Annotated in this window: 21 protein-coding genes and 7 tRNA genes; 25 read left to right on the forward strand and 3 right to left on the reverse strand. The window is 54.6% G+C overall.

All coding sequences use genetic code 11. The annotated features are described in order from the left end of the window. Nucleotides 1–37 precede the first annotated feature (37 nt). From sucA to pnuC, 24 genes are all read left to right on the forward strand, one after another. The gene (sucA, locus tag PGR79_RS10780; protein ID WP_045381571.1) at nt 38–2,845 is read left to right on the forward strand and encodes a 2-oxoglutarate dehydrogenase E1 component; all 2,808 of its coding nucleotides are present in this window, start codon (nt 38–40) and stop codon (nt 2,843–2,845) included. Between the two features lie 14 nt (nt 2,846–2,859). Then, entirely contained in the window at nt 2,860–4,080 is a 1,221-nt protein-coding gene (odhB, locus tag PGR79_RS10785) for a 2-oxoglutarate dehydrogenase complex dihydrolipoyllysine-residue succinyltransferase (RefSeq protein ID WP_020079338.1), read from the forward strand. A gap of 104 nt (nt 4,081–4,184) precedes the next feature. Beyond that, nucleotides 4,185–5,351 carry an ADP-forming succinate--CoA ligase subunit beta gene (gene sucC / locus PGR79_RS10790; RefSeq protein WP_015367670.1) on the forward strand — a complete coding sequence of 389 codons (1,167 nt, stop codon included), beginning with the start codon at nt 4,185–4,187 and terminating at the stop codon, nt 5,349–5,351. Further along, on the forward strand, nt 5,351–6,220 hold the full coding sequence (sucD, locus tag PGR79_RS10795) for a succinate--CoA ligase subunit alpha (RefSeq protein ID WP_015367669.1): 870 nt from the start codon (nt 5,351–5,353) through the stop codon (nt 6,218–6,220). The genes sucC and sucD overlap by 1 nt, the downstream gene beginning before the upstream one ends. A gap of 794 nt (nt 6,221–7,014) precedes the next feature. Beyond that, nucleotides 7,015–8,583, forward strand: a complete 1,569-nt coding sequence (cydA, locus tag PGR79_RS10800; protein WP_015367666.1) for a cytochrome ubiquinol oxidase subunit I — start codon at nt 7,015–7,017, stop codon at nt 8,581–8,583. A 15-nt stretch (nt 8,584–8,598) separates the two neighbouring features. Further along, the gene (gene cydB / locus PGR79_RS10805; RefSeq protein ID WP_015367665.1) at nt 8,599–9,738 is read left to right on the forward strand and encodes a cytochrome d ubiquinol oxidase subunit II; all 1,140 of its coding nucleotides are present in this window, start codon (nt 8,599–8,601) and stop codon (nt 9,736–9,738) included. A 15-nt stretch (nt 9,739–9,753) separates the two neighbouring features. Then, entirely contained in the window at nt 9,754–9,867 is a 114-nt protein-coding gene (gene cydX, locus PGR79_RS10810; RefSeq protein ID WP_004100325.1) for a cytochrome bd-I oxidase subunit CydX, read from the forward strand. Continuing rightward, nucleotides 9,867–10,157 (forward strand): cyd operon protein YbgE, encoded by a 291-nt coding sequence (gene ybgE, locus PGR79_RS10815; RefSeq protein ID WP_087860209.1) that lies wholly within the window; start codon nt 9,867–9,869, stop codon nt 10,155–10,157. Before cydX ends, ybgE begins: the two co-directional genes overlap by 1 nt. 160 nt (nt 10,158–10,317) lie before the next feature. Beyond that, nucleotides 10,318–10,722, forward strand: a complete 405-nt coding sequence (gene ybgC, locus PGR79_RS10820; RefSeq protein ID WP_004859689.1) for a tol-pal system-associated acyl-CoA thioesterase — start codon at nt 10,318–10,320, stop codon at nt 10,720–10,722. Continuing rightward, a complete protein-coding gene (gene tolQ / locus PGR79_RS10825) occupies nt 10,719–11,411 on the forward strand; it encodes a Tol-Pal system protein TolQ (RefSeq protein ID WP_015704769.1) in 693 nt (230 codons plus the stop codon). The genes ybgC and tolQ overlap by 4 nt, the downstream gene beginning before the upstream one ends. Nucleotides 11,412–11,414: 3 nt before the next feature. After that, nucleotides 11,415–11,843: a colicin uptake protein TolR gene (gene tolR / locus PGR79_RS10830; RefSeq protein WP_015367661.1), complete on the forward strand. Its 429-nt coding sequence runs from the start codon at nt 11,415–11,417 to the stop codon at nt 11,841–11,843. Nucleotides 11,844–11,933: 90 nt separating this feature from the next. Then, nucleotides 11,934–13,256, forward strand: a complete 1,323-nt coding sequence (gene tolA, locus PGR79_RS10835; protein WP_113373875.1) for a cell envelope integrity protein TolA — start codon at nt 11,934–11,936, stop codon at nt 13,254–13,256. A gap of 132 nt (nt 13,257–13,388) precedes the next feature. Then, complete coding sequence (gene tolB, locus PGR79_RS10840) at nt 13,389–14,681, forward strand: Tol-Pal system beta propeller repeat protein TolB (RefSeq protein WP_015367659.1); 1,293 nt, start codon at nt 13,389–13,391, stop codon at nt 14,679–14,681. A gap of 34 nt (nt 14,682–14,715) precedes the next feature. Continuing rightward, nucleotides 14,716–15,240 (forward strand): peptidoglycan-associated lipoprotein Pal, encoded by a 525-nt coding sequence (gene pal, locus PGR79_RS10845; RefSeq protein WP_004859700.1) that lies wholly within the window; start codon nt 14,716–14,718, stop codon nt 15,238–15,240. 9 nt (nt 15,241–15,249) lie between these two features. Beyond that, nucleotides 15,250–16,053: a cell division protein CpoB gene (gene cpoB / locus PGR79_RS10850; protein WP_411325808.1), complete on the forward strand. Its 804-nt coding sequence runs from the start codon at nt 15,250–15,252 to the stop codon at nt 16,051–16,053. A gap of 161 nt (nt 16,054–16,214) precedes the next feature. Next, a tRNA-Lys gene (locus PGR79_RS10855) sits at nt 16,215–16,290 on the forward strand. 36 nt (nt 16,291–16,326) lie between these two features. After that, nucleotides 16,327–16,402 (forward strand) — tRNA-Val (locus tag PGR79_RS10860). Nucleotides 16,403–16,404: 2 nt separating this feature from the next. Continuing rightward, nucleotides 16,405–16,480, forward strand: a tRNA-Lys gene (locus tag PGR79_RS10865). A 150-nt stretch (nt 16,481–16,630) separates the two neighbouring features. Continuing rightward, nucleotides 16,631–16,706: transfer RNA gene (locus PGR79_RS10870), tRNA-Val, on the forward strand. A gap of 3 nt (nt 16,707–16,709) precedes the next feature. After that, a tRNA-Lys gene (locus tag PGR79_RS10875) sits at nt 16,710–16,785 on the forward strand. Nucleotides 16,786–16,831: 46 nt separating this feature from the next. Beyond that, nucleotides 16,832–16,907 (forward strand) — tRNA-Lys (locus tag PGR79_RS10880). Between the two features lie 44 nt (nt 16,908–16,951). After that, nucleotides 16,952–17,027 (forward strand) — tRNA-Lys (locus PGR79_RS10885). A 272-nt stretch (nt 17,028–17,299) separates the two neighbouring features. Beyond that, entirely contained in the window at nt 17,300–18,343 is a 1,044-nt protein-coding gene (gene nadA, locus PGR79_RS10890; RefSeq protein ID WP_213795100.1) for a quinolinate synthase NadA, read from the forward strand. A 35-nt stretch (nt 18,344–18,378) separates the two neighbouring features. Beyond that, on the forward strand, nt 18,379–19,098 hold the full coding sequence (gene pnuC, locus PGR79_RS10895; protein WP_015367656.1) for a nicotinamide riboside transporter PnuC: 720 nt from the start codon (nt 18,379–18,381) through the stop codon (nt 19,096–19,098). Here the strand turns inward: pnuC and zitB are convergent. After that, nucleotides 19,095–20,033: a CDF family zinc transporter ZitB gene (gene zitB / locus PGR79_RS10900; RefSeq protein WP_015367655.1), complete on the reverse strand. Its 939-nt coding sequence runs from the start codon at nt 20,031–20,033 to the stop codon at nt 19,095–19,097. The two genes, pnuC and zitB, sit on opposite strands and share 4 nt — an antisense overlap. Before the next feature lie 114 nt (nt 20,034–20,147). Then, on the reverse strand, nt 20,148–20,519 hold the full coding sequence (locus tag PGR79_RS10905; RefSeq protein WP_015367654.1) for a YbgS-like family protein: 372 nt from the start codon (nt 20,517–20,519) through the stop codon (nt 20,148–20,150). A gap of 315 nt (nt 20,520–20,834) precedes the next feature. Here PGR79_RS10905 and aroG point away from each other — a divergent pair, with 315 nt between their 5' ends. Beyond that, on the forward strand, nt 20,835–21,887 hold the full coding sequence (aroG, locus tag PGR79_RS10910; protein ID WP_015367653.1) for a 3-deoxy-7-phosphoheptulonate synthase AroG: 1,053 nt from the start codon (nt 20,835–20,837) through the stop codon (nt 21,885–21,887). A 110-nt stretch (nt 21,888–21,997) separates the two neighbouring features. Here aroG and gpmA read toward each other — a convergent pair whose 3' ends face one another. Continuing rightward, complete coding sequence (gene gpmA / locus PGR79_RS10915) at nt 21,998–22,750, reverse strand: 2,3-diphosphoglycerate-dependent phosphoglycerate mutase (protein ID WP_015367652.1); 753 nt, start codon at nt 22,748–22,750, stop codon at nt 21,998–22,000. Nucleotides 22,751–22,844 lie beyond the last annotated feature (94 nt).

Raw genomic sequence — 22,844 nt, forward strand, 5'->3', positions numbered from 1 at the left:
ACGGCGAAATAAGCATAAAAATGCTTAAGGGATCACGATGCAGAACGGCGCAATGAAAGCCTGGCTGGACTCTTCTTACCTCTCTGGTTCGAACCAGAGCTGGATAGAACAGCTCTATGAAGACTTCTTAACCGATCCTGACTCTGTTGACGCCAACTGGCGTTCGATGTTCCAGCAGTTACCTGGCACCGGAGTTAAACCGGATCAATTTCATTCGAAAACACGTGATTATTTCCGTCGACTGGCGAAGGATGCCTCACGTTACACTTCTTCGATATCCGACCCTGATACCAATGTGAAGCAGGTTAAAGTCCTGCAGCTCATCAACGCATACCGTTTCCGCGGTCACCAGCAGGCGAATCTCGATCCGCTGGGACTGTGGCAGCAAGAGAGAGTGGCGGATCTCGATCCGGCTTACCACGATCTCACCGAGGCCGATTTCCAGGAAAGCTATAACGTAGGTTCTTTCGCCATCGGAAAAGACACGATGAAGCTGGGCGACCTGATTGCGGCGCTTAAGCAAACCTACTGCGGCTCCATCGGCGCGGAATACATGCATATCACCTCTACTGAAGAAAAACGCTGGATCCAGCAGCGTATTGAGTCAGTAGCTGGTAAAGCGAGCTTCACCGCGGAAGAGAAAAAGCGCTTCCTGAGCGAACTGACCGCCGCGGAAGGCCTGGAGCGCTACCTCGGCGCCAAATTCCCGGGCGCGAAACGCTTCTCGCTGGAAGGCGGCGATGCGTTAATCCCGATGCTCAAAGAGATCATCCGTCACGCCGGTAAGAGCGGCACCCGTGAAGTGGTGCTGGGCATGGCGCACCGTGGTCGTCTGAACGTACTGGTTAACGTGCTGGGTAAAAAACCGCAGGACCTGTTCGACGAATTCGCGGGCAAACATAAAGAACACCTCGGCACCGGCGACGTGAAGTACCACATGGGCTTCTCTTCCGATATGGAAACCGAAGGCGGCCTGGTTCACCTGGCGCTGGCGTTTAACCCGTCGCACCTGGAAATCGTAAGCCCAGTGGTTATCGGCTCCGTACGCGCCCGTCTGGATCGTCTGGACGAGCCGAGCAGCAACAAAGTTCTGCCAATCACCATCCACGGCGACGCCGCGGTAGCCGGCCAGGGCGTGGTTCAGGAAACCCTGAACATGTCCAAAGCGCGCGGTTACGAAGTGGGCGGTACCGTTCGCATCGTTATCAACAACCAGGTTGGCTTCACCACGTCCAACCCGCTGGATGCGCGTTCTACGCCTTACTGCACCGATATCGGTAAGATGGTTCAGGCGCCGATTTTCCACGTTAACGCGGATGACCCGGAAGCGGTCGCTTTCGTTACCCGTCTGGCGCTGGATTTCCGTAATACCTTCAAACGCGATGTCTTCATTGACCTGGTGTGCTACCGCCGTCACGGCCACAACGAAGCCGACGAGCCGAGCGCAACCCAGCCGCTGATGTACCAGAAAATCAAAAAGCATCCGACTCCGCGCAAAATCTATGCTGACAAGCTGGAGCAGGACAAAGTCGCGACGCTGGAAGACGCTACCGAACAGGTTAACCTCTACCGCGATGCGCTGGATGCCGGCGATTGCGTGGTAGCGGAATGGCGTCCAATGAACATGCACTCCTTTACCTGGTCTCCGTACCTCAACCATGAGTGGGACGAGAGCTATCCGGATAAAGTTGAGCCAAAACGTCTGCAAGAGCTGGCCAAACGCATCAGCACGGTACCGGAAAGCGTTGAGATGCAGTCTCGCGTAGCGAAAATCTACGGCGACCGTCAGTTGATGGCGGCGGGCGAGAAGCTGTTCGACTGGGGCGCGGCGGAAAACCTGGCGTACGCCACCCTGGTTGACGAAGGTATTCCGGTACGTCTGTCCGGCGAAGACTCCGGTCGCGGCACCTTCTTCCACCGTCATGCGGTTATCCATAACCAGAGCAACGGCTCTACCTATACGCCGCTGCAGAACGTACACAACGGCCAGGGCCAGTTCCGCGTCTGGGACTCCGTGCTGTCTGAAGAAGCGGTACTGGCATTCGAATACGGTTACGCCACCGCGGAACCACGCACCCTGACCATCTGGGAAGCGCAGTTCGGCGACTTCGCCAACGGCGCGCAGGTGGTGATTGACCAGTTCATCAGCTCCGGCGAGCAGAAATGGGGCCGGATGTGCGGCCTGGTGATGCTGCTGCCGCACGGCTACGAAGGGCAGGGCCCGGAGCACTCCTCCGCGCGTCTGGAACGTTATCTGCAGCTGTGCGCTGAGCAGAACATGCAGGTTTGCGTACCGTCCACTCCGGCACAGGTTTACCACATGCTGCGTCGTCAGGCGCTGCGCGGTATGCGCCGTCCGCTGGTGGTCATGTCGCCGAAATCTCTGCTGCGCCACCCGCTGGCGGTTTCCAGCATGGACGAACTGGCGAACGGCACCTTTATGCCGGCGATTGGCGAAATCGACGAGCTCGATCCGCAAGCCGTGAAACGCGTCGTACTGTGCTCTGGTAAGGTTTACTACGACCTGCTGGAACAGCGCCGCAAAAACGAGCAAAAAGATGTCGCCATCGTGCGTATCGAACAGCTCTATCCGTTCCCGCATCAGGCGGTGCAGGAAGCGCTGAAAGCTTATTCGCACGTCCACGATTTTGTCTGGTGCCAGGAAGAGCCGCTCAACCAGGGCGCATGGTACTGCAGCCAGCACCACCTTCGTGAAGTAGTTCCATTTGGGGCCTCTCTGCGTTATGCAGGCCGCCCGGCCTCCGCCTCTCCGGCGGTAGGGTATATGTCCGTTCACCAGAAACAGCAACAAGATCTGGTCAATGACGCGCTGAACGTCGATTAATTAAAGGATACACAATGAGTAGCGTAGATATTCTGGTTCCCGACCTTCCTGAGTCCGTAGCTGACGCAACCGTCGCCACCTGGCACAAAAAACCGGGCGACGCGGTAGTCCGCGACGAAGTTCTGGTCGAAATCGAAACTGACAAAGTGGTACTGGAAGTACCGGCATCAGCGGACGGCATTCTGGATGCAGTACTGGAAGACGAAGGCGCCACCGTGCTGTCTCGTCAGATTCTGGGCCGCCTGCGTGAAGGCAACAGCGCCGGTAAAGCCGCTGATGCGAAAGCTGATACTAAAGAGTCCACCCCGGCTCAGCGTCAGCAAGCGTCTCTGGAAGAGCAAAGCAACGACGCGCTTAGCCCGGCTATCCGTCGTCTGCTGGCTGAACACAGCCTCGACGCGGCGGCGATTAAAGGCACCGGCGTTGGCGGCCGTCTGACCCGCGAAGACGTTGAGAAGCATCTGGCGAGCGCGCCGGCGAAAGCTGAAGCGAAAGCGCCAGCCGCTGCTGCGGCGCCGGTTGCGCAACTGGGCCACCGCTCTGAAAAACGCGTACCGATGACCCGTCTGCGTAAACGCGTTGCCGAGCGTCTGCTGGAAGCGAAAAACTCTACCGCCATGCTGACCACGTTCAACGAAGTCAACATGAAGCCGATTATGGATCTGCGTAAGCAGTACGGCGAAGCGTTCGAAAAACGTCACGGTATCCGTCTGGGCTTCATGTCCTTCTACGTGAAAGCGGTGGTTGAAGCGCTGAAACGCTACCCGGAAGTGAATGCTTCCATCGATGGCGACGACGTGGTTTATCACAACTACTTCGACGTAAGCATGGCGGTTTCTACGCCGCGCGGCCTGGTGACTCCGGTTCTGCGTGACGTTGACCTGCTGGGCATGGCGGATATCGAAAAGAATATTAAAGAGCTGGCAGTGAAAGGCCGTGACGGCAAGCTGACCGTAGATGACCTGACTGGCGGTAACTTCACCATTACCAACGGCGGCGTATTCGGTTCTCTGATGTCCACGCCGATCATCAACCCACCGCAGAGCGCCATCCTGGGTATGCATGCCATTAAAGACCGTCCGATGGCGGTGAATGGCAAGGTAGAAATTCTGCCGATGATGTACCTGGCGCTCTCCTACGACCACCGTCTGATCGACGGACGTGAATCGGTAGGCTTCCTGGTAGCGATTAAAGAGCTGCTGGAAGATCCGACTCGTCTGCTGCTGGACGTGTAGTAGTCACAATGGCCCGGTGCGTCTGCCCGGGCCAATAAAAACATCATCGGCCTGCAATTGTGTCGGCTACATGATAACGATTACCTGAAGGATGGACTGAACACATGAACTTACATGAATATCAGGCAAAACAACTTTTTGCCCGCTATGGCTTACCGGCGCCGGTGGGTTATGCCTGTACTACTCCGCGTGAAGCAGAAGAAGCCGCTTCAAAAATCGGCGCGGGTCCGTGGGTAGTGAAATGTCAGGTTCACGCTGGTGGCCGCGGTAAAGCGGGCGGTGTGAAAGTAGTTAAGAGCAAAGAAGAGATTCGCGCTTTTGCTGAGCATTGGCTGGGCAAACGCCTGGTGACTTACCAAACAGATGCTAACGGCCAGCCGGTAAACCAGATTCTGGTTGAAGCGGCGACCGATATTGATAAAGAGCTGTATCTGGGCGCGGTTGTTGACCGTAGCTCCCGTCGCGTAGTGTTCATGGCGTCTACCGAAGGCGGCGTGGAAATCGAAAAAGTGGCGGAAGAAACCCCACACCTGATCCACAAGATCGCTATCGATCCGCTGGCGGGCCCGATGCCTTACCAGGGGCGTGAACTGGCGTTTAAACTGGGTCTGGAAGGTAAACAGGTTCAGCAGTTCACCAAGATCTTCATGGGTCTGGCGACCATCTTCCTGGAGCGCGACCTGGCGCTTATCGAAATTAACCCGCTGGTTATCACCAAGCAGGGCGACCTGATCTGCCTCGACGGTAAACTGGGCGCTGACGGCAACGCGCTGTTCCGCCAGCCGGATCTGCGCGAAATGCGCGACCAGTCTCAGGAAGATCCGCGCGAAGCTCAGGCGGCGCAGTGGGAACTGAACTACGTTGCCCTTGACGGCAACATCGGTTGCATGGTTAACGGCGCAGGCCTGGCGATGGGCACCATGGACATCGTTAAGCTGCACGGCGGCGAACCGGCTAACTTCCTCGACGTTGGCGGCGGCGCAACCAAAGAGCGCGTGACCGAAGCGTTCAAAATCATCCTCTCTGACGACAACGTTAAAGCGGTTCTGGTTAACATCTTCGGCGGTATCGTACGTTGCGACCTGATCGCTGACGGCATCATCGGCGCGGTTGAAGAAGTGGGTGTTAACGTACCGGTTGTGGTTCGTCTCGAAGGTAACAACGCCGAACTGGGCGCGAAAAAACTGGCTGACAGCGGCCTGAATATTATTGCAGCGAAAAGTCTGACGGACGCAGCACAGCAGGTTGTTGCCGCAGTGGAGGGGAAATAATGTCAGTTTTAATTAATAAAGACACCAAGGTTATCTGCCAGGGCTTTACCGGTAGCCAGGGTACATTCCACTCTGAACAAGCGATCGCTTACGGCACTCAGATGGTTGGCGGCGTAACGCCAGGTAAAGGCGGCACCACTCATCTGGGCCTGCCGGTATTTAACACCGTGCGCGAAGCCGTTGAAGCCACCGGCGCGACTGCGACCGTCATCTACGTTCCGGCGCCGTTCTGCAAAGACTCCATTCTGGAAGCTATCGACGCGGGCATTAAGCTGATTATCACCATCACCGAAGGTATCCCGACCCTGGATATGCTGACCGTGAAAGTGAAGCTGGACGAAGCTGGCGTTCGCATGATCGGCCCGAACTGCCCGGGCGTTATCACTCCGGGCGAATGCAAAATCGGCATCATGCCTGGTCACATTCACAAGCCGGGTAAAGTGGGCATCGTTTCCCGTTCCGGTACCCTGACCTATGAAGCGGTTAAGCAGACCACCGACTACGGCTTCGGCCAGTCTACCTGCGTCGGTATCGGCGGCGACCCGATCCCGGGCTCCAACTTCATCGATATCCTGAAAATGTTCCAGGAAGACCCGCAGACCGAAGCGATCGTCATGATCGGTGAAATCGGCGGCAGCGCGGAAGAAGAAGCGGCAGCTTACATTAAAGAGCACGTGACTAAGCCGGTTGTCGGCTACATCGCGGGCGTTACCGCGCCGAAAGGCAAGCGTATGGGCCACGCCGGCGCCATCATCGCGGGCGGTAAAGGTACTGCTGATGAGAAATTTGCTGCGCTGGAAGCGGCCGGTGTGAAAACCGTTCGCAGCCTGGCGGATATCGGCGAAGCGCTGAAAGCAATCATCAAGTAAACCCTCACTGCTCCTCAGGAGCAGACTAATGTCCGATTTCGACATGGTTGGCCACCGTCAGGTGGCCTTTTTTTTTGCCTTGTCGTCATGCCGCAGGCTCTCCCTTGCGTTCAAAAACGCTATTGTATTGATTTGATGAGTATTATTGGGAATAATCACTCGCCGCTTTCCGGGGGAGGGGAGATGGTTAATTTTATGTGAAAATAAACAGAAAAACGCAGACGTTATTTTTTTGCATTTCGATTGGGAAAAATAGTGTGACCGGTCTAACATTATTAGGATCGCATCATTTCTTGCCTTAAATTGGTTAAAGTTAAAATTATATTACCTATAATTCTCATTCCCCCCTTTTTAGTAACCGCTAGCGGCAGACTTTAAACACATTTTTAACATCAATTTCACCGTTATTCTTTATTGCGCCACATAATTAACATAAGAAGAAAAAATTGATTTATATCAATGCTTAATCCTTGGAAAAAATCACCAAAAAACGTTAAATTGTCGCAAATCAAATTGGCCTATTCCGGGCATTTTCGCTATATATTGATCACCGTCGAAAAATGTAAAGCTGGAACAATAAAATCCTATTTATTGTAAGGTTATTGCGGCGTAATATATTAGAGAATCATTTGGTTTTTTCGTTAACGTATTTGTAACCTTTGCGAGGGCGCTGTTTCATCGCCAGATGAGCAGTAACGTACCAGGGAGCAAATAATTTTGTATTGGGGCATGCGTATGAACCTGAATTATTGGGTTCGTTCTCGGAGTCTTCATGCGATGAGCAAGGAGTCATGATGTTAGATATAGTCGAACTGTCGCGCTTACAGTTTGCCTTGACCGCGATGTACCACTTCCTTTTTGTGCCGCTAACGCTCGGTATGGCGTTCCTGCTGGCCATCATGGAAACGGTCTACGTCCTTTCCGGCAAACAGATTTATAAAGATATGACCAAGTTCTGGGGCAAGTTGTTTGGTATCAACTTCGCTCTGGGTGTCGCAACCGGTTTGACCATGGAGTTCCAGTTCGGGACTAACTGGTCTTACTATTCTCACTATGTGGGCGATATCTTCGGTGCGCCGCTGGCCATTGAAGGTCTGATGGCCTTCTTCCTCGAATCTACCTTTGTAGGTCTGTTCTTCTTCGGTTGGGATCGTCTGGGCAAAGTTCAGCACATGGCGGTGACCTGGCTGGTCGCGCTGGGGTCTAACCTCTCCGCGCTGTGGATCCTTGTGGCCAACGGCTGGATGCAGAACCCGATCGCATCGGATTTCAACTTTGAAACCATGCGTATGGAGATGGTCAGCTTCTCCGAGCTGGTCCTGAACCCGGTTGCTCAGGTTAAATTCGTCCACACCGTGGCCTCCGGCTATGTGACTGGCGCGATGTTCATCCTTGCCATCAGCTCCTGGTACATGCTTAAAGGCCGTGATTTCGCCTTTGCTAAGCGTTCCTTCGCGATTGCTGCAAGCTTTGGTATGGCCGCTATCCTCTCCGTTATCGTCCTCGGCGATGAGTCCGGTTACGAAATGGGTGACGTGCAGAAAACCAAACTGGCGGCGATTGAAGCGGAATGGGAAACTCAGCCGGCGCCGGCTGCCTTTACCCTGTTTGGTATTCCCGACCAGGAAGCGCAAACCAACCACTTCTCCATCCAGATCCCTTACGCGCTGGGTATCATCGCTACCCGCTCGGTGGATAAGCCGGTTATCGGCCTGAAAGATCTGATGGCGCAGCATGAAGAGCGTATCCGTAACGGGATGAAAGCCTATGCGCTGCTGGAACAGCTGCGCGCCGGCTCCACCGATCAGGCGGTTCGCGATCGGTTCAATGATGTTAAGAAAGACCTCGGTTATGGCCTGCTGCTCAAGCGCTATACCCCGAACGTCGCTGACGCCACGGAAGAGCAGATCGCTAAAGCGACCAAAGACTCTATTCCGAGCGTAGCGCCGCTGTACTTCGCCTTCCGTATCATGGTGGCGTGCGGCGTACTGATGCTGTTGATTATCGGCGCCTCTTTCTGGACCGTGATTCGCAACCGTATTGGCGAGAAAAAATGGCTGCTGCGCGCCGCGTTCTTCGGCCTGCCGCTGCCGTGGATTGCCGTTGAAGCGGGCTGGTTTGTTGCCGAATATGGCCGTCAGCCGTGGGCGATTGGTGAAGTGCTGCCAACAGCGGTGGCGAACTCGTCGCTGACCGCGGGCGATCTGATCTTCTCGATGTTGCTGATCTGCGGTCTGTATACGCTGTTCCTGGTGGCTGAACTGTTCCTGATGTTCAAGTTTGCCCGCAAAGGACCGAGCAGCCTGAAAACGGGTCGCTATCACTTTGAACAGTCCTCCGCGGCTATTCAGTCGGCACGCTAAGACAGGAGTCGTCAAATGATCGATTATGAAGTATTGCGTTTAATCTGGTGGCTACTGATCGGCATTCTGCTGATTGGCTTTGCCGTCGCCGACGGTTTCGACATGGGGGTGGGCATGCTCACCCGTTTCCTCGGTCGTAATGACACCGAGCGTCGAATCATGATCAACTCCATCGCCCCGCACTGGGACGGAAACCAGGTGTGGCTCATCACCGCCGGCGGCGCGCTGTTTGCTGCCTGGCCGATGGTATACGCCGCCGCGTTCTCCGGTTTCTACGTGGCGATGATTCTGGTGCTGGCGTCTTTATTCTTCCGTCCGGTGGGCTTTGACTACCGTTCCAAGATTGAAGATACCCGCTGGCGCAACATGTGGGACTGGGGCATCTTCGTGGGGAGCTTTGTGCCGCCGCTGGTTATCGGCGTGGCTTTCGGCAACCTGCTGCAGGGCGTACCGTTCCATATCGATGAGTATCTGCGTCTGTACTACACCGGCAACTTCTTCCAGCTGCTGAATCCGTTTGGTCTGCTGGCGGGTATCGTCAGCGTGGCGATGATCCTGACGCAGGGCGCGACCTACCTGCAGATGCGTACCGTAGGCGAACTGCATCTGCGCACCCGCACCGTCTCCACGGTGGCGGCGCTGGTGACGCTGGTCTGCTTCGCGCTGGCGGGCGTTTGGGTCTACTACGGCATCGACGGCTATGTGGTGAAATCGGTGCTGGATCATACCGGCCCGTCTAACCCGCTGACCAAAGAAGTGGCGCGTGAAGCCGGCGCGTGGATGGTGAACTTTAACAATATGCCAGCGCTGTGGGCTATTCCTGCCCTGGGCGTGGTGCTGCCGCTGCTGACCGTCGCGTCAACAAAAGCAGATAAAGGCGCCATGGCGTTCCTGTTCTCCTCGCTGACGCTGGCCTGCATCATCCTGACCGCGGGTATCGCGATGTTCCCGTTCATCATGCCGTCCAGCACGATGCTGAATGCGAGCCTGACGATGTGGGATGCCACCTCCAGCCAGCTGACGCTGAATGTGATGACCTACGTGGCTATCGTGTTTGTGCCGATTATCCTCGGCTACACCACCTGGTGTTACTGGAAGATGTTTGGCCGCATTACCCGCGAAGACATCGAAAAGAACACCCACTCGCTGTACTAAGGTAAGGAGCTATATATGTGGTACTTCGCATGGATTTTGGGAACGCTGCTTGCCTGTGCCTTTGGGGTGATTACCGCGCTGGCGCTTGAGCACGTGGAAGCCACCAAAGCAGGTAAAGAAGAGCATTGATGAAAATTATCGCGACCCTTTACGCGATAATGGACAAGCGCCCGTTAAGGGCGCTTTCCTTATTATTGGCGCTGCTGCTGGCAGGCTGCATCTTCTGGGATCCGTCGCGCTTTGCGGCGAAGACCAGCGAGCTTGAAATCTGGCATGGATTCTTGCTGATGTGGGCGGTGTGCGCTGGCGTCATTCACGGTGTGGGCTTCCGTCCGAAAGCCGTGCACTGGCAGGGGATTTTTTGTCCGCTTATCGCTGATATCGTTCTCTTCGCAGGCCTGATCTTTTTCTTCTTTTGAAAGATAAGAGTATAAGAGAAGTCTGTTAACCGCATGGGCTTGCATAAGCCCATAAAAATTTACTCGCCGTTTACTTTCTCCCATTCCAAACCACGATTCCCGCGCGTATAGTAGCGAAGTTTGAAAGCACTACTCTTTTTTTGCATTACCGGGATGTAAAGTGAATACAACGCTGTTTCGATGGCCGGTCCGGGTCTACTACGAAGATACCGATGCCGGTGGTGTGGTTTACCACGCCAGTTACGTCGCTTTTTATGAAAGAGCACGCACAGAGATGCTGCGCCACCATCACTTCAGTCAGCAGGTTCTGTTGGCTGAACGAGTTGCCTTTGTCGTTCGCAAAATGACGCTGGAGTATTTTGCGCCCGCCAGACTCGACGACATGCTCGAAATCCAGACGGAAATTACCTCGATGCGAGGCACCTCTTTGGTTTTCACGCAGCGAATCGTCAACGCCGAGAATACAGTTTTGAACGAAGCTGAAGTTCTCATTGTGTGCGTTGATCCACTCTTAATGAAGCCTCGTGCGCTTCCCAAGTCTATTGTCGCGGAGTTTAAGCAGTGACTGACATGAATATCCTTGATTTGTTCCTGAAGGCGAGCCTTCTGGTTAAACTTATCATGTTGATTTTGATTGGTTTTTCTATCGCTTCCTGGGCTATTATTATTCAGAGAACGCGTATCCTCAATTCCGCCAGCCGCGAAGCCGAAGCGTTTGAAGATAAGTTCTGGTCCGGCATTGAACTGTCTCGCCTGTACCAGGAGAGCCAGGGCCGTCGCGATAGCCTCGCCGGTTCCGAGCAGATTTTTTACAGCGGCTTTAAAGAGTTCGCGCGTCTGCATCGCGCCAACAGCCATGCGCCGGAAGCGATTGTCGAAGGGGCGTCGCGCGCGATGCGTATCTCGATGAATCGCGAACTGGAAACGCTGGAAACGCATATCCCGTTCCTTGGCACCGTGGGTTCTATCAGCCCGTATATCGGCCTGTTCGGTACCGTCTGGGGGATCATGCACGCCTTTATCGCCCTCGGCGCGGTGAAGCAGGCGACGCTGCAGATGGTTGCGCCGGGGATCGCGGAAGCGCTGATCGCCACGGCAATCGGTCTGTTCGCCGCCATCCCGGCGGTTATGGCCTACAACCGTCTGAACCAGCGCGTGAACAAACTTGAACTGAACTACGACAACTTTATGGAAGAGTTCACCGCTATTCTGCACCGTCAGGCGTTTACCAGCAGCGAAAGCAATAAGGGGTAAGCCATGGCCAGAGCACGTGGACGCGGACGTCGCGAACTGAAGTCCGAGATTAACATCGTTCCGCTGCTGGATGTCCTGTTGGTGCTGTTGCTGATCTTCATGGCGACAGCGCCGATCATTACGCAGAGCGTGGAAGTCGATCTGCCGGACGCCACGGAGTCGCAAGCGGTGAAAAGCAACGATGAACCACCGGTTATCGTTGAAGTCTCCGGAGTAGGGCAGTACAGCGTGAAAGTCGGTCAGGAAACGTTGTCTCAGTTGCCGCCGGAGCAGGTCATTGCTGAAGCGAAGCGCCGACTCGAAGCGAATGAGAAGACGGTGTTCCTTATCGGCGGCGCGAAAGATGTGCCTTACGATGAAATTATTAAAGCGCTTAACCTGTTGCATAGTGCAGGGGTTAAATCGGTTGGCTTAATGACCAAGCCTATTTAATCGGCCCGCAAAGCGAGCGGCGGTGGATATCGATAGCATTCCGCCGTTGCTTTTAAGCGGCAACAGGCGAACAGTTTTTGGGAACCGATAGTGTCAAAGGCAACCGAACAAAACGATAAGCTTAAACGAGCGATCATAGTTTCAGTGGTGCTGCACATCATTCTGATTGCGCTACTGATCTGGAGTTCGTTCGATGAGCATCTGGATGCTTCTGCCGGCGGCGGCGGAGGTTCATCCATTGATGCAGTCATGGTCGATCCAGGCGCGGTAGTCAACAACTACAACCGCCAGCAACAGCAGCAGTCCAGCGCGCGTCGCGCGGCCGAGCAGCGAGAAAAGCAGGCTCAGCAGCAGGCTGAAGAGCTGCGGGAAAAACAGGCGGCCGAGCAGGAACGCCTGAAGCAAATGGAACAAGAACGTCTGCAGGCGCAGGAAGCGGCGAAAGAAGCGAAAGAACAGCAGAAACAGGCTGAAGAGGCCGCAGCTAAGGCTGCCGCCGCGGCAAAAGCGAAAGCGGATGCCCAGGCGAAAGAGGCGCAGGAAGCTGCCGCCAAAGCCGCCGCTGATGCCAAAGCTAAGGCCGATGCTCAGGCGAAAGTCGCGGAAGCGGCTGCCGCTAAGGCGGCGGCTAAAGCGGCTGCCGACGCCAAGAAGCAGGCGGAAGCCGAAGCGGCCAAAGCCGCCGCGGATGCGCAGAAGAAAGCCGAAGCGGAAGCTGCGAAAAAAGCTCAGCAGGATGCAGAGAAGAAAGCGCAGCAGCAGGCCGAGAAGAAAGCCCAGCAGGAAGCGGCGAAACAGGCTGCGGCAGAAAAGGCCGCCGCTGAGAAAGCCGCTGCCCAGAAAGCTGCCGCGGAAAAAGCAGCCGCCGAGAAGGCCGCTGCTGAAAAAGCCGCAGCAGCCGAAAAAGCCGCCGCCGCCAAAGCTGCCGCCGCAGAAAAAGCGGCGGCTGATAAAGCGGCCAAAGCCGCCGCCGCGAAGGCCGCCGCGGCTAAGAAAGCCGCTGCCGCTAAAGAAGCAAGCGGTGTTGACGATCTGCTCGGCGATCTGAGTTCAGGTAAGAATGCGCCGAAAGGTAACACCAGCGGTAGCGCTGGGGGCACTTCTCCTGCTAAAGGAAGTAAGCAGGGGCAGGGTGGAGCATCTCAGGCTGAGATTAACAACTATAGTCAACTGGTTCAGAATGCCATTAGAGGCCATCTCTATGACTGGGATACCTATAAGGGCAAAACCTGTACTTTGCGTGTGAACCTGGCTCAGGATGGAACATTGTTGAGTGTGAAATCTGAAGGCGGCGATCCGGCGTTCTGTCAGCAAATGCTGGCGGCGACAAACCGGATGACGAAGTTCCCTAAACCGCCGTCACAGGCTATTTATGAAACATTCAAAAATGCGCCACTGGACTTTAAACCATAAGTAGAAAATTCCCCGTGCAAGCGGGGAAAAACAATCTATGGTAGTCACAGGGTTTTGGTAGTTTTGTGTATTTGGGTTTGTTAACATTCTGCTAAATTATCGTGGGCTTTCCGCCCGGATAAGGGAGATATGATGAAGCAGGCATTACGAGTAGCATTTGGTTTTTTGATGCTGTGGGCGGCGGTGCTGCACGCAGAAGTACGCATCGAGATCACCCAGGGGGTGGACTCGGCGCGCCCCATCGGTGTGGTGCCATTCCAGTGGGCTGGCCCGGGCGCTGCGCCTGAAGATATTGGCGGCGTGGTAGCGGCTGACCTGCGTAACAGCGGCAAGTTTAATCCGCTGGATCGCTCGCGCCTGCCTCAGCAGCCGGGTAGCGCTCAGGAAGTGCAGCCTGCGGCATGGTCTGCGCTGGGCGTTGACGCCGTGGTCGTAGGCCAGGTGACGCCAAACCCTGACGGTTCTTACCAGGTTGCCTATCAGCTGGTGGATACCGGCGGTGCGCCGGGTACCATCCTGTCGCAAGGCTCTTTTAAAGTGACCAAGCAGTACCTGCGTTATGCCGGACATACTGCCAGTGACGCGGTATTCGAAAAGCTGACCGGGATTAAAGGCGCTTTCCGTACCCGTATCGCTTATGTGGTTCGCACCAACGGCGGCCAGTTCCCGTATGAGCTGCGCGTCTCTGACTACGATGGCTACAACCAGTTCCTGGTTCACCGTTCATCGCAGCCGCTGATGTCGCCGGCATGGTCTCCGGACGGTTCTAAACTGGCCTATGTGACCTTCGAAAGCGGCCGCTCCGCGCTGGTAGTCCAGACGCTGGCGAATGGCGCAGTCCGTCAGATTGCTTCCTTCCCGCAGCATAACGGCGCACCGGCCTTCTCGCCGGACGGCAGCAAACTGGCATTCGCACTGTCGAAAACCGGTAGCCTGAACCTGTACGTGATGGACCTCGGCTCCGGCCAGATTCGTCAGGTGACTAACGGTCGCAGCAATAACACCGAACCGAGCTGGTTCCCGGATAGCCAGAATCTGGCGTTTACTTCCGACCAGGCTGGCCGTCCTCAGGTGTATAAAGTCAACATCAACGGCGGTACGCCGCAGCGTATTACCTGGGAAGGTTCGCAGAACCAGGATGCTGACGTCAGCGCTGATGGTAAAATTATGGTAATGGTGAGCTCGGCCAACGGTCAGCAACACATTGCTAAGCAAGATCTGGAAGCGGGTGGTGTACAGGTTCTGTCATCAACGTTTTTAGATGAAACGCCAAGTCTGGCACCTAACGGCACTATGGTAATCTACAGCTCTTCTCAGGGGATGGGATCCGTGCTGAATCTGGTTTCTACAGATGGGCGTTTCAAAGCGCGTCTTCCGGCAACTGATGGACAGGTAAAATTCCCTGCCTGGTCGCCGTATCTGTGATAATAAATAATTGATTATTAAAGGAATCAAAGAAATGCAACTGAACAAAGTGCTGAAAGGGCTGATGATCGCTCTGCCGGTTATGGCAATCGCGGCGTGTTCTTCCAACAAGAACGCCAGCAACGACCAGAGCGGTGAAGGCATGCTGGGTGCCGGCACTGGTATGGACGCTAACGCTAACGGCGGCAACATGTCTTCCGAAGAGCAAGCTCGTCTGCAGATGCAGCAGCTGCAGCAGAACAACATCGTTTACTTCGATCTGGACAAGTACGATATCCGTTCTGACTTCGCTGCAATGCTGGATGCGCACGCTAACTTCCTGCGTAGCAACCCGTCCTACAAAGTGACCGTAGAAGGTCACGCGGATGAGCGCGGTACTCCGGAATACAACATCGCTCTGGGTGAGCGTCGTGCTAACGCCGTTAAGATGTATCTGCAGGGCAAAGGTGTTTCTGCTGACCAGATTTCCATCGTTTCTTACGGTAAAGAAAAACCTGCAGTACTGGGTCATGACGAAGCGGCATATGCCAAAAACCGTCGCGCCGTACTGGTTTACTAAGAGAATTGCATGAGCAGTAACTTCAGACATCATTTATTGAGTCTGTCGTTACTGGTTGGCATAGCGGCCCCCTGGGCCGCTTTTGCTCAGGCGCCAATCAGTAGTGTCGGCTCAGGCTCGGTCGAAGACCGCGTCACTCAACTTGAGCGTATTTCCAATGCTCACAGCCAGCTTTTAACCCAACTCCAGCAACAACTCTCCGATAACCAAAGCGATATTGATTCCCTGCGCGGTCAGATTCAGGAAAATCAGTATCAGCTCAATCAGATTGTCGAACGCCAGAAGCAGATTCTGCAACAGATCGACGGGCTGACGAGCGGTGGCGGAGCAGCAGCGGCAGGCGCGCAGGCGCAGGCTCCATCGTCTTCTGGCGATCAGAGTTCGGCTACCGCCAGTACAGCGCCGGCGGCCTCTTCTGGGGCGCCTGCGATGACCGGGGATGCCAACACCGATTACAACGCGGCTATTGCGCTGGTTAAAGATTCGTCCCGCCAGGATGACGCGATGGTGGCGTTTCAGAACTTCGTCAAGAAGTACCCGGATTCAACCTATCAGCCGAACGCCAACTACTGGCTCGGACAGTTGAACTACAATAAGGGGAAAAAAGACGATGCGGCATATTATTTTGCCTCGGTGGTGAAAAACTATCCGAAATCCCCGAAAGCGCCGGATGCGATGTTTAAAGTCGGCGTCATCATGCAGGACAAAGGCGACACCGCGAAAGCGAAAGCGGTTTACCAGCAGGTGGTCAGCAAATTCCCTGGCACCGATGGTGCGAAACAAGCGCAAAAACGCCTTAACGCCCTGGGTTGATTATGGCATGACCAGAAATCGCGTTATTTCTGGTCTTGTCGCACGAAACCCAAGCAGTTAAGTGATCTTTATCGAAATTTTAGTTGCGCTGAAATCTGAAATCAGTAATATATGCCGCCGTTGCCAAGGGATATCGAACAAGCCCAAAGCGACGCCAGAGTGGGTCGTTAGCTCAGTTGGTAGAGCAGTTGACTTTTAATCAATTGGTCGCAGGTTCGAATCCTGCACGACCCACCACTAATTAGTTTTAATTGTAGTATCCAGCGTAGTATCGGGTGATTAGCTCAGCTGGGAGAGCACCTCCCTTACAAGGAGGGGGTCGGCGGTTCGATCCCGTCATCACCCACCACCGGGTCGTTAGCTCAGTTGGTAGAGCAGTTGACTTTTAATCAATTGGTCGCAGGTTCGAATCCTGCACGACCCACCATTTTTAGCATCGAACTTCGATGTTAAACGTGAAGGATAACGTTGCTTCAGCAACGGCCCGTAGGGCGAGCGAAGCGAGTCATCCTGCACGACCCACCATCTTAATGATGGGGTCGGTGGAAGCAGTATCGGTAGTATCCAGCGCAGTTTCGGGTGATTAGCTCAGCTGGGAGAGCACCTCCCTTACAAGGAGGGGGTCGGCGGTTCGATCCCGTCATCACCCACCACTCGGGTCGTTAGCTCAGTTGGTAGAGCAGTTGACTTTTAATCAATTGGTCGCAGGTTCGAATCCTGCACGACCCACCAATTTCAGTATTGGTGTCGAGTAAAATTATTCAGGTAGTACCAGAGCGGGTCGTTAGCTCAGTTGGTAGAGCAGTTGACTTTTAATCAATTGGTCGCAGGTTCGAATCCTGCACGACCCACCAATTTAAGTATTGGTATCGAGTAAAATATTCAGTAGTACCAGAGCGGGTCGTTAGCTCAGTTGGTAGAGCAGTTGACTTTTAATCAATTGGTCGCAGGTTCGAATCCTGCACGACCCACCAATGTAAAAAGGCGCCCTAAAGGCGCCTTTTTGCTATGCGTCATTCTCCACAATCAACTCCATGTTCGCACTACGCTTACCTTGACTCCATAGCGCACGAACCGGTAGCCCGGGAAGATGCGCAGCATCGTCCCCGGGGAATACAAAATTCATCACGACATTTCGCTTGCGATCGGCTATCTTGTTTAGCATATAAAACATAGTGACCGTATTAAGGCGATAGAGAGCGATATTTACGGTTTCAAAGTTAAGCCAGTAAAACGAGATTGCATGATGAGCGTAATGTTTGATCCTGAAACGGCGATTTATCCTTTCCCGCCAAAACCACAACCGTTGAACCGTGACGAAAAAGTGTTTTACCGCGAGAAAATTAAACGCCTGCTGCGTGAACGCGACGCCGTGATGGTGGCGCATTACTACACCGATCCTGAAATTCAGCAACTGGCCGAAGAGACCGGCGGTTGTATTGCCGACTCGCTGGAAATGGCGCGTTTTGGTGCGCGTCACCCGGCCTCCACGCTGCTGGTTGCCGGAGTGCGTTTTATGGGCGAAACGGCCAAAATTCTCAGTCCGGAAAAGACCATTTTGATGCCGACGCTGAATGCGGAATGTTCGCTGGATCTCGGCTGTCCCATTGATGACTTTAACGCGTTTTGCGATGCTCACCCGGATCGCACCGTGGTGGTCTATGCCAATACGTCAGCGGCGGTAAAAGCGCGCGCCGACTGGGTAGTGACTTCCAGCATCGCGGTGGAGTTGATTGAGCATCTCGATAGCCTCGGACAAAAGATACTTTGGGCGCCGGACCGCCACCTTGGCCGCTATGTACAGCGCCAGACCGGGGCCGACGTGCTGTGCTGGCAGGGCGCCTGCATCGTCCATGATGAATTCAAAACCCAGGCGCTGGCGCGCATGAAGGGGCTCTACCCCGACGCGGCGATCCTGGTGCATCCGGAATCACCGCAGGCGATTGTCGACATGGCGGATGCGGTAGGATCAACCAGCCAATTAATTGCCGCGGCGAAAAGCCTGCCGCAGCGCCAGCTTATCGTGGCAACCGATCGCGGGATCTTCTATAAAATGCAGCAGGCGGTACCGGAAAAAGAGCTGCTGGAAGCGCCTACGGCAGGTGAGGGCGCAACCTGTCGCAGCTGCGCCCATTGTCCATGGATGGCGATGAACGGCCTGAAAGCGATAGCGGAAGGGTTAGAGCAGGGCGGCGTTGAACACGAAATTCACGTTGACGCCAAACTGCGTGCCGGGGCATTAATTCCGCTTAACCGTATGCTGGATTTTGCGGCTACACTACGGGGATAACTCATTACCGCGTCGCGTTACGCTTAGGGGATAAAATGGATTTTTTCAGTACGCAGAATATCTTAGTACATATACCGATCGGCGCCGGCGGCTACGATCTGTCGTGGATTGAGGCGGTGGGCACCATCGCCGGCCTGTTGTGCATCTGGCTGGCGAGCCTGGAAAAGATTAGCAACTATGCCTTCGGCCTGGTGAACGTAACGCTTTTTGCGATCATCTTCTTCCAGATCCAACTGTACGCCAGCCTGCTGCTGCAGCTGTTTTTCTTCGCGGCGAACGTTTACGGCTGGTACGCGTGGTCAAGGCAGACCAGCGATAACGAAGCGGAACTGAAAATTCGCTGGCTACCGCTGCCAAAAGCGCTGGCCTGGCTGGCGGGCTGCGTGGTGGCTATCGGCCTGATGACGGTGTTTATTAACCCGGTATTTGCCTTCCTGACCCGCATCGCCGTCAACCTGATGCAAATGCTCGGGCTGCAGGTGGCGATGCCGACGCTGGAACCCGATGCTTTCCCATTCTGGGATTCCTGCATGATGGTGCTGTCGATTGCCGCGATGGTATTGATGACGCGTAAATACGTTGAGAACTGGCTGCTGTGGGTGATCATCAACGTCATCAGCGTGGTGATTTTCGCTCTACAGGGCGTATACGCGATGTCGCTGGAGTATTTGCTGCTCACGTTCATTGCCCTGAACGGTAGCCGGATGTGGATTAACAGCGCGCGTGAGCGGGGTTCTCACGCGCTTTCACGTTAATGGTGATGATGATGTTCATGTCCGGAATGCGCCAGATTCAGGTGGCATTCCGGGCCGCTGCAGGGGCGATACTCCATCTGTACCGTCACATGCTCAATTTCATATTTATGCTCAATAAAATGCTGGATGCTATCAAGTAGCGCATCGTGATCGTGTGGCGGCACGACCTGTACATGCAGCGTCATCACCGGTTTTTCCCCCACCAGCCAGACGTGAACGTGGTGAACGTCGCGGACTTCAGGAATTGAGCGGCGTAGATCGCGGCCTAGTGCTTCGACATCCAGCGAGCGCGGCGCGCCCTCCAACAACTCATTCATACTCTCCTGCAGCAGTCGCCAGGCGCTGCGCAGTACTAAACACGACACCAGCACCGAGAGGATCGGGTCAATCGGCGTCCAGCCGGTCATCAGAATGACGATAGCGGCCACGATGGCGCCGACGGAACCCAATAGATCTCCCAGCACATGCAGTGCCGCCGCGCGGACGTTAAGATTACTTTCGGCGCTGCCGCGGTGCAGGATCCAGAAGGCGAGGATATTGGCCAGTAGTCCGGCGACGGCGATAACCATCATGGTTTTTCCCGCGACAGGCTGCGGATGGTTAAAACGCTGTACCGCTTCCCAGAAGATGAAAATGGTAATGACTACCAGGGCGATGGCGTTGACGAAGGCGGCGAGAGTGGTTAAACGCAGCCAGCCAAAGGTGTGGCGGCTATTTGGCGGCCGGCTGGCGAAGCGCACCGCCAGCAGAGCGAACAGGAGGGCGGCGGAGTCGGTGAGCATATGTCCGGCATCGGCGAGCAGGGCCAGGGAACCGGAAATGACGCCGCCGATGGCCTCAATAATCATAAAGCCGGCGGTTACGATAAAAGCCCAAAGCAGCCGGTTGGCGTTACTGTTTTCGCCAGCAGGGGTCGGTGAATGTGCATGCGCCATGATGTCATCCCTTAATAGTTATCATTATTACACTATGACATCTTACCGAAATTCAGCGAACAAAGGGATCAAGGTGAGCACTGCCACCCCGATCCCTTATCTCATCCGTTTCAATTACTGCGAGGTGCCATCCGTTTTGCTGGCATCGTTGTTCATGCCATTGCCGCTTTCCATTTTTTTATCCGTATCCGGACAGCGTCCATCTTTGCACATGCTGTTTTTATGGACCTCGTCGCTCGACATCCCGTCATGATTCATCGTCGAACCATCAGGGTGAAGCATGGTGCCGCCGGAGTTAATTTTGTCGTTATCGACATTATTTGGCGCCACGTTTTCACGGGCATCGGGCGCAACCTGTCCGGCATCAGCGGCGGAATTGGCCTGACCGTTGTTCGATTGCGCGCCGCTATCGGCGGCCAGCGCGGCGCCGCTGGCTAAGCTTAAGGTGGCGGTGAGAAGTAGGGCTGTGAGTTTATTCATATTCATCGGATACTCCTGCTTAGTCGATTTGCTGGCTAAACGCGGCCAACAGAGATGTGCCAGGGATCTGCGGTGCTATGGTTTAACACTCCGCCTTAGCGTGAGGATTTAAAATATAATACTGAAAATAAACATTTAATTGGATGTTGCAGTTAAAAATTGTAGTTGGCTGGCAGGATTTCGCTACTTTATGGCGTATTTTTCCCTAATTCCAGGATTATTCCATCGTCAGTGTAAAATCACGTTTACACTTTTTGACCGAAGAGATAGATTGGAAGGATTGCATTTCATTGTATAAGTATGGCAACGCCTGGAAAGAAGATGAATTATCAGAACGACGATTTACGCATTAAAGAGATCAACGAATTATTACCTCCCGTTGCGCTCCTGGAAAAATTCCCCGCTACCGAAAATGCTGCTAATACCGTTGCACATGCTCGCAAAGCGATTCACAACATCCTCAAAGGCAACGACGATCGTCTGCTGGTGGTCATTGGTCCGTGCTCTATTCACGACCCTGCCGCGGCGAAAGAGTATGCCAGCCGCCTGCTGACGTTGCGTGAAGCGCTTAAAGGCGAGCTGGAAATCGTTATGCGCGTCTATTTTGAAAAACCGCGCACCACCGTCGGTTGGAAGGGGCTAATTAACGATCCGCATATGGATAACAGCTTCCGCATTAACGACGGGCTGCGTATCGCGCGTAAGCTGCTGCTGGAAATCAACGACAGCGGTCTGCCAGCGGCGGGCGAGTTCCTTGACATGATCACCCCGCAATATGTGGCGGACCTGATGAGCTGGGGCGCAATCGGCGCGCGTACCACTGAATCCCAGGTGCACCGTGAACTCTCTTCCGGCCTCTCGTGCCCGGTTGGCTTCAAAAATGGCACCGATGGCACCATCAAGGTCGCTATCGATGCGATCAATGCAGCTGGCGCGCCGCACTGTTTCTTATCGGTAACGAAGTGGGGCCATTCCGCTATTGTGAACACCAGCGGCAACAGCGATTGTCATATCATTCTGCGCGGTGGTAAAGAGCCGAACTACAGCGCTCAGCACGTTGCCGAAGTGAAAGTGGGTCTGGCAAAAGCCGGTCTGCCGGCGCAAATCATGATCGACTTCAGCCACGCTAACTCCAGCAAGCAGTTTAAAAAGCAGATGGAAGTCGGCGCCGATGTGTGCCAGCAGATTGCCGGCGGTGAAAACGCGATTATGGGCGTGATGATTGAAAGCCACCTGGTGGAAGGCAATCAGAGCCTGGAAAGCGGCGAACCGCTGACCTACGGCAAGAGCGTGACCGACGCCTGTATCGGCTGGGAAGATACCGAGACCATCCTGCGCCAACTGGCGGATGCGGTTAAAGCGCGCCGCGGCTAGCCTGTACTTTGCCATTGTTGGCTGCCTTCGCGTTAGGCCTGCAATGGCTAAAAATAAAAAAGCGTGGGAAATTCCACGCTTTTTTGTTGGCGAAATAATTCAGTTGCGTATTACTTCGCTTTACCCTGGTTAGCGACAGCCGCGGCCTTCGCAGCGATTTCGTCAGCATTGCCCAGGTAGTAGTGTTTGATCGGCTTGAAGTTTTCATCGAACTCATACACCAGCGGTACGCCGGTCGGGATATTCAGTTCGAGGATTTCGTCTTCGCCCATGTTGTCGAGGTATTTCACCAGCGCACGCAGGGAGTTACCGTGAGCGGCGATAATAACGCGCTCGCCGCTTTTCAGGCGTGGCAGAATGGTTTCGTTCCAGTACGGTACGACGCGGTCAATGGTCAGCGCCAGGCTCTCGGTGGTCGGCAGTTCCGCATCGGTCAGCTTCGCGTAACGCGGATCGTGGCCCGGATAACGTTCATCGTCTTTGGTCAGTTCCGGCGGGGTGACGGCAAAGCCGCGACGCCACTGTTTAACCTGCTCGTCGCCATACTTCTCAGCGGTCTCCGCTTTGTTCAGGCCCTGAAGTGCGCCGTAATGACGTTCGTTCAGTTTCCAGGATTTCTCAACCGGCAGCCAGGCCTGATCCAGTTCGTCGAGCACGTTCCACAGGGTGTGGATGGCACGTTTCAGCACGGAGGTATAAGCAAAATCAAAGCTGAAGCCTTCTTCCTTCAGCAGTTTACCTGCCGCTTTCGCTTCGCTAACGCCTTTTTCAGACAGGTCAACGTCGTACCAACCGGTGAAACGGTTTTCGTTGTTCCATTGGCTCTCGCCGTGACGAACTAGTACCAGCTTAGTTACAGCCATTCTCTTACTCCTCCTACACGCAACCCGACTACTGTGGTGTATGTGTTTATTGATTGATAACTATTCTCATTATATTGCCGTGATTTGCCTCACG

It is taken from the genome of Klebsiella sp. 141161 (assembly GCF_050600815.1).
In the GTDB taxonomy this organism is placed as follows: domain Bacteria; phylum Pseudomonadota; class Gammaproteobacteria; order Enterobacterales; family Enterobacteriaceae; genus Klebsiella; species Klebsiella aerogenes.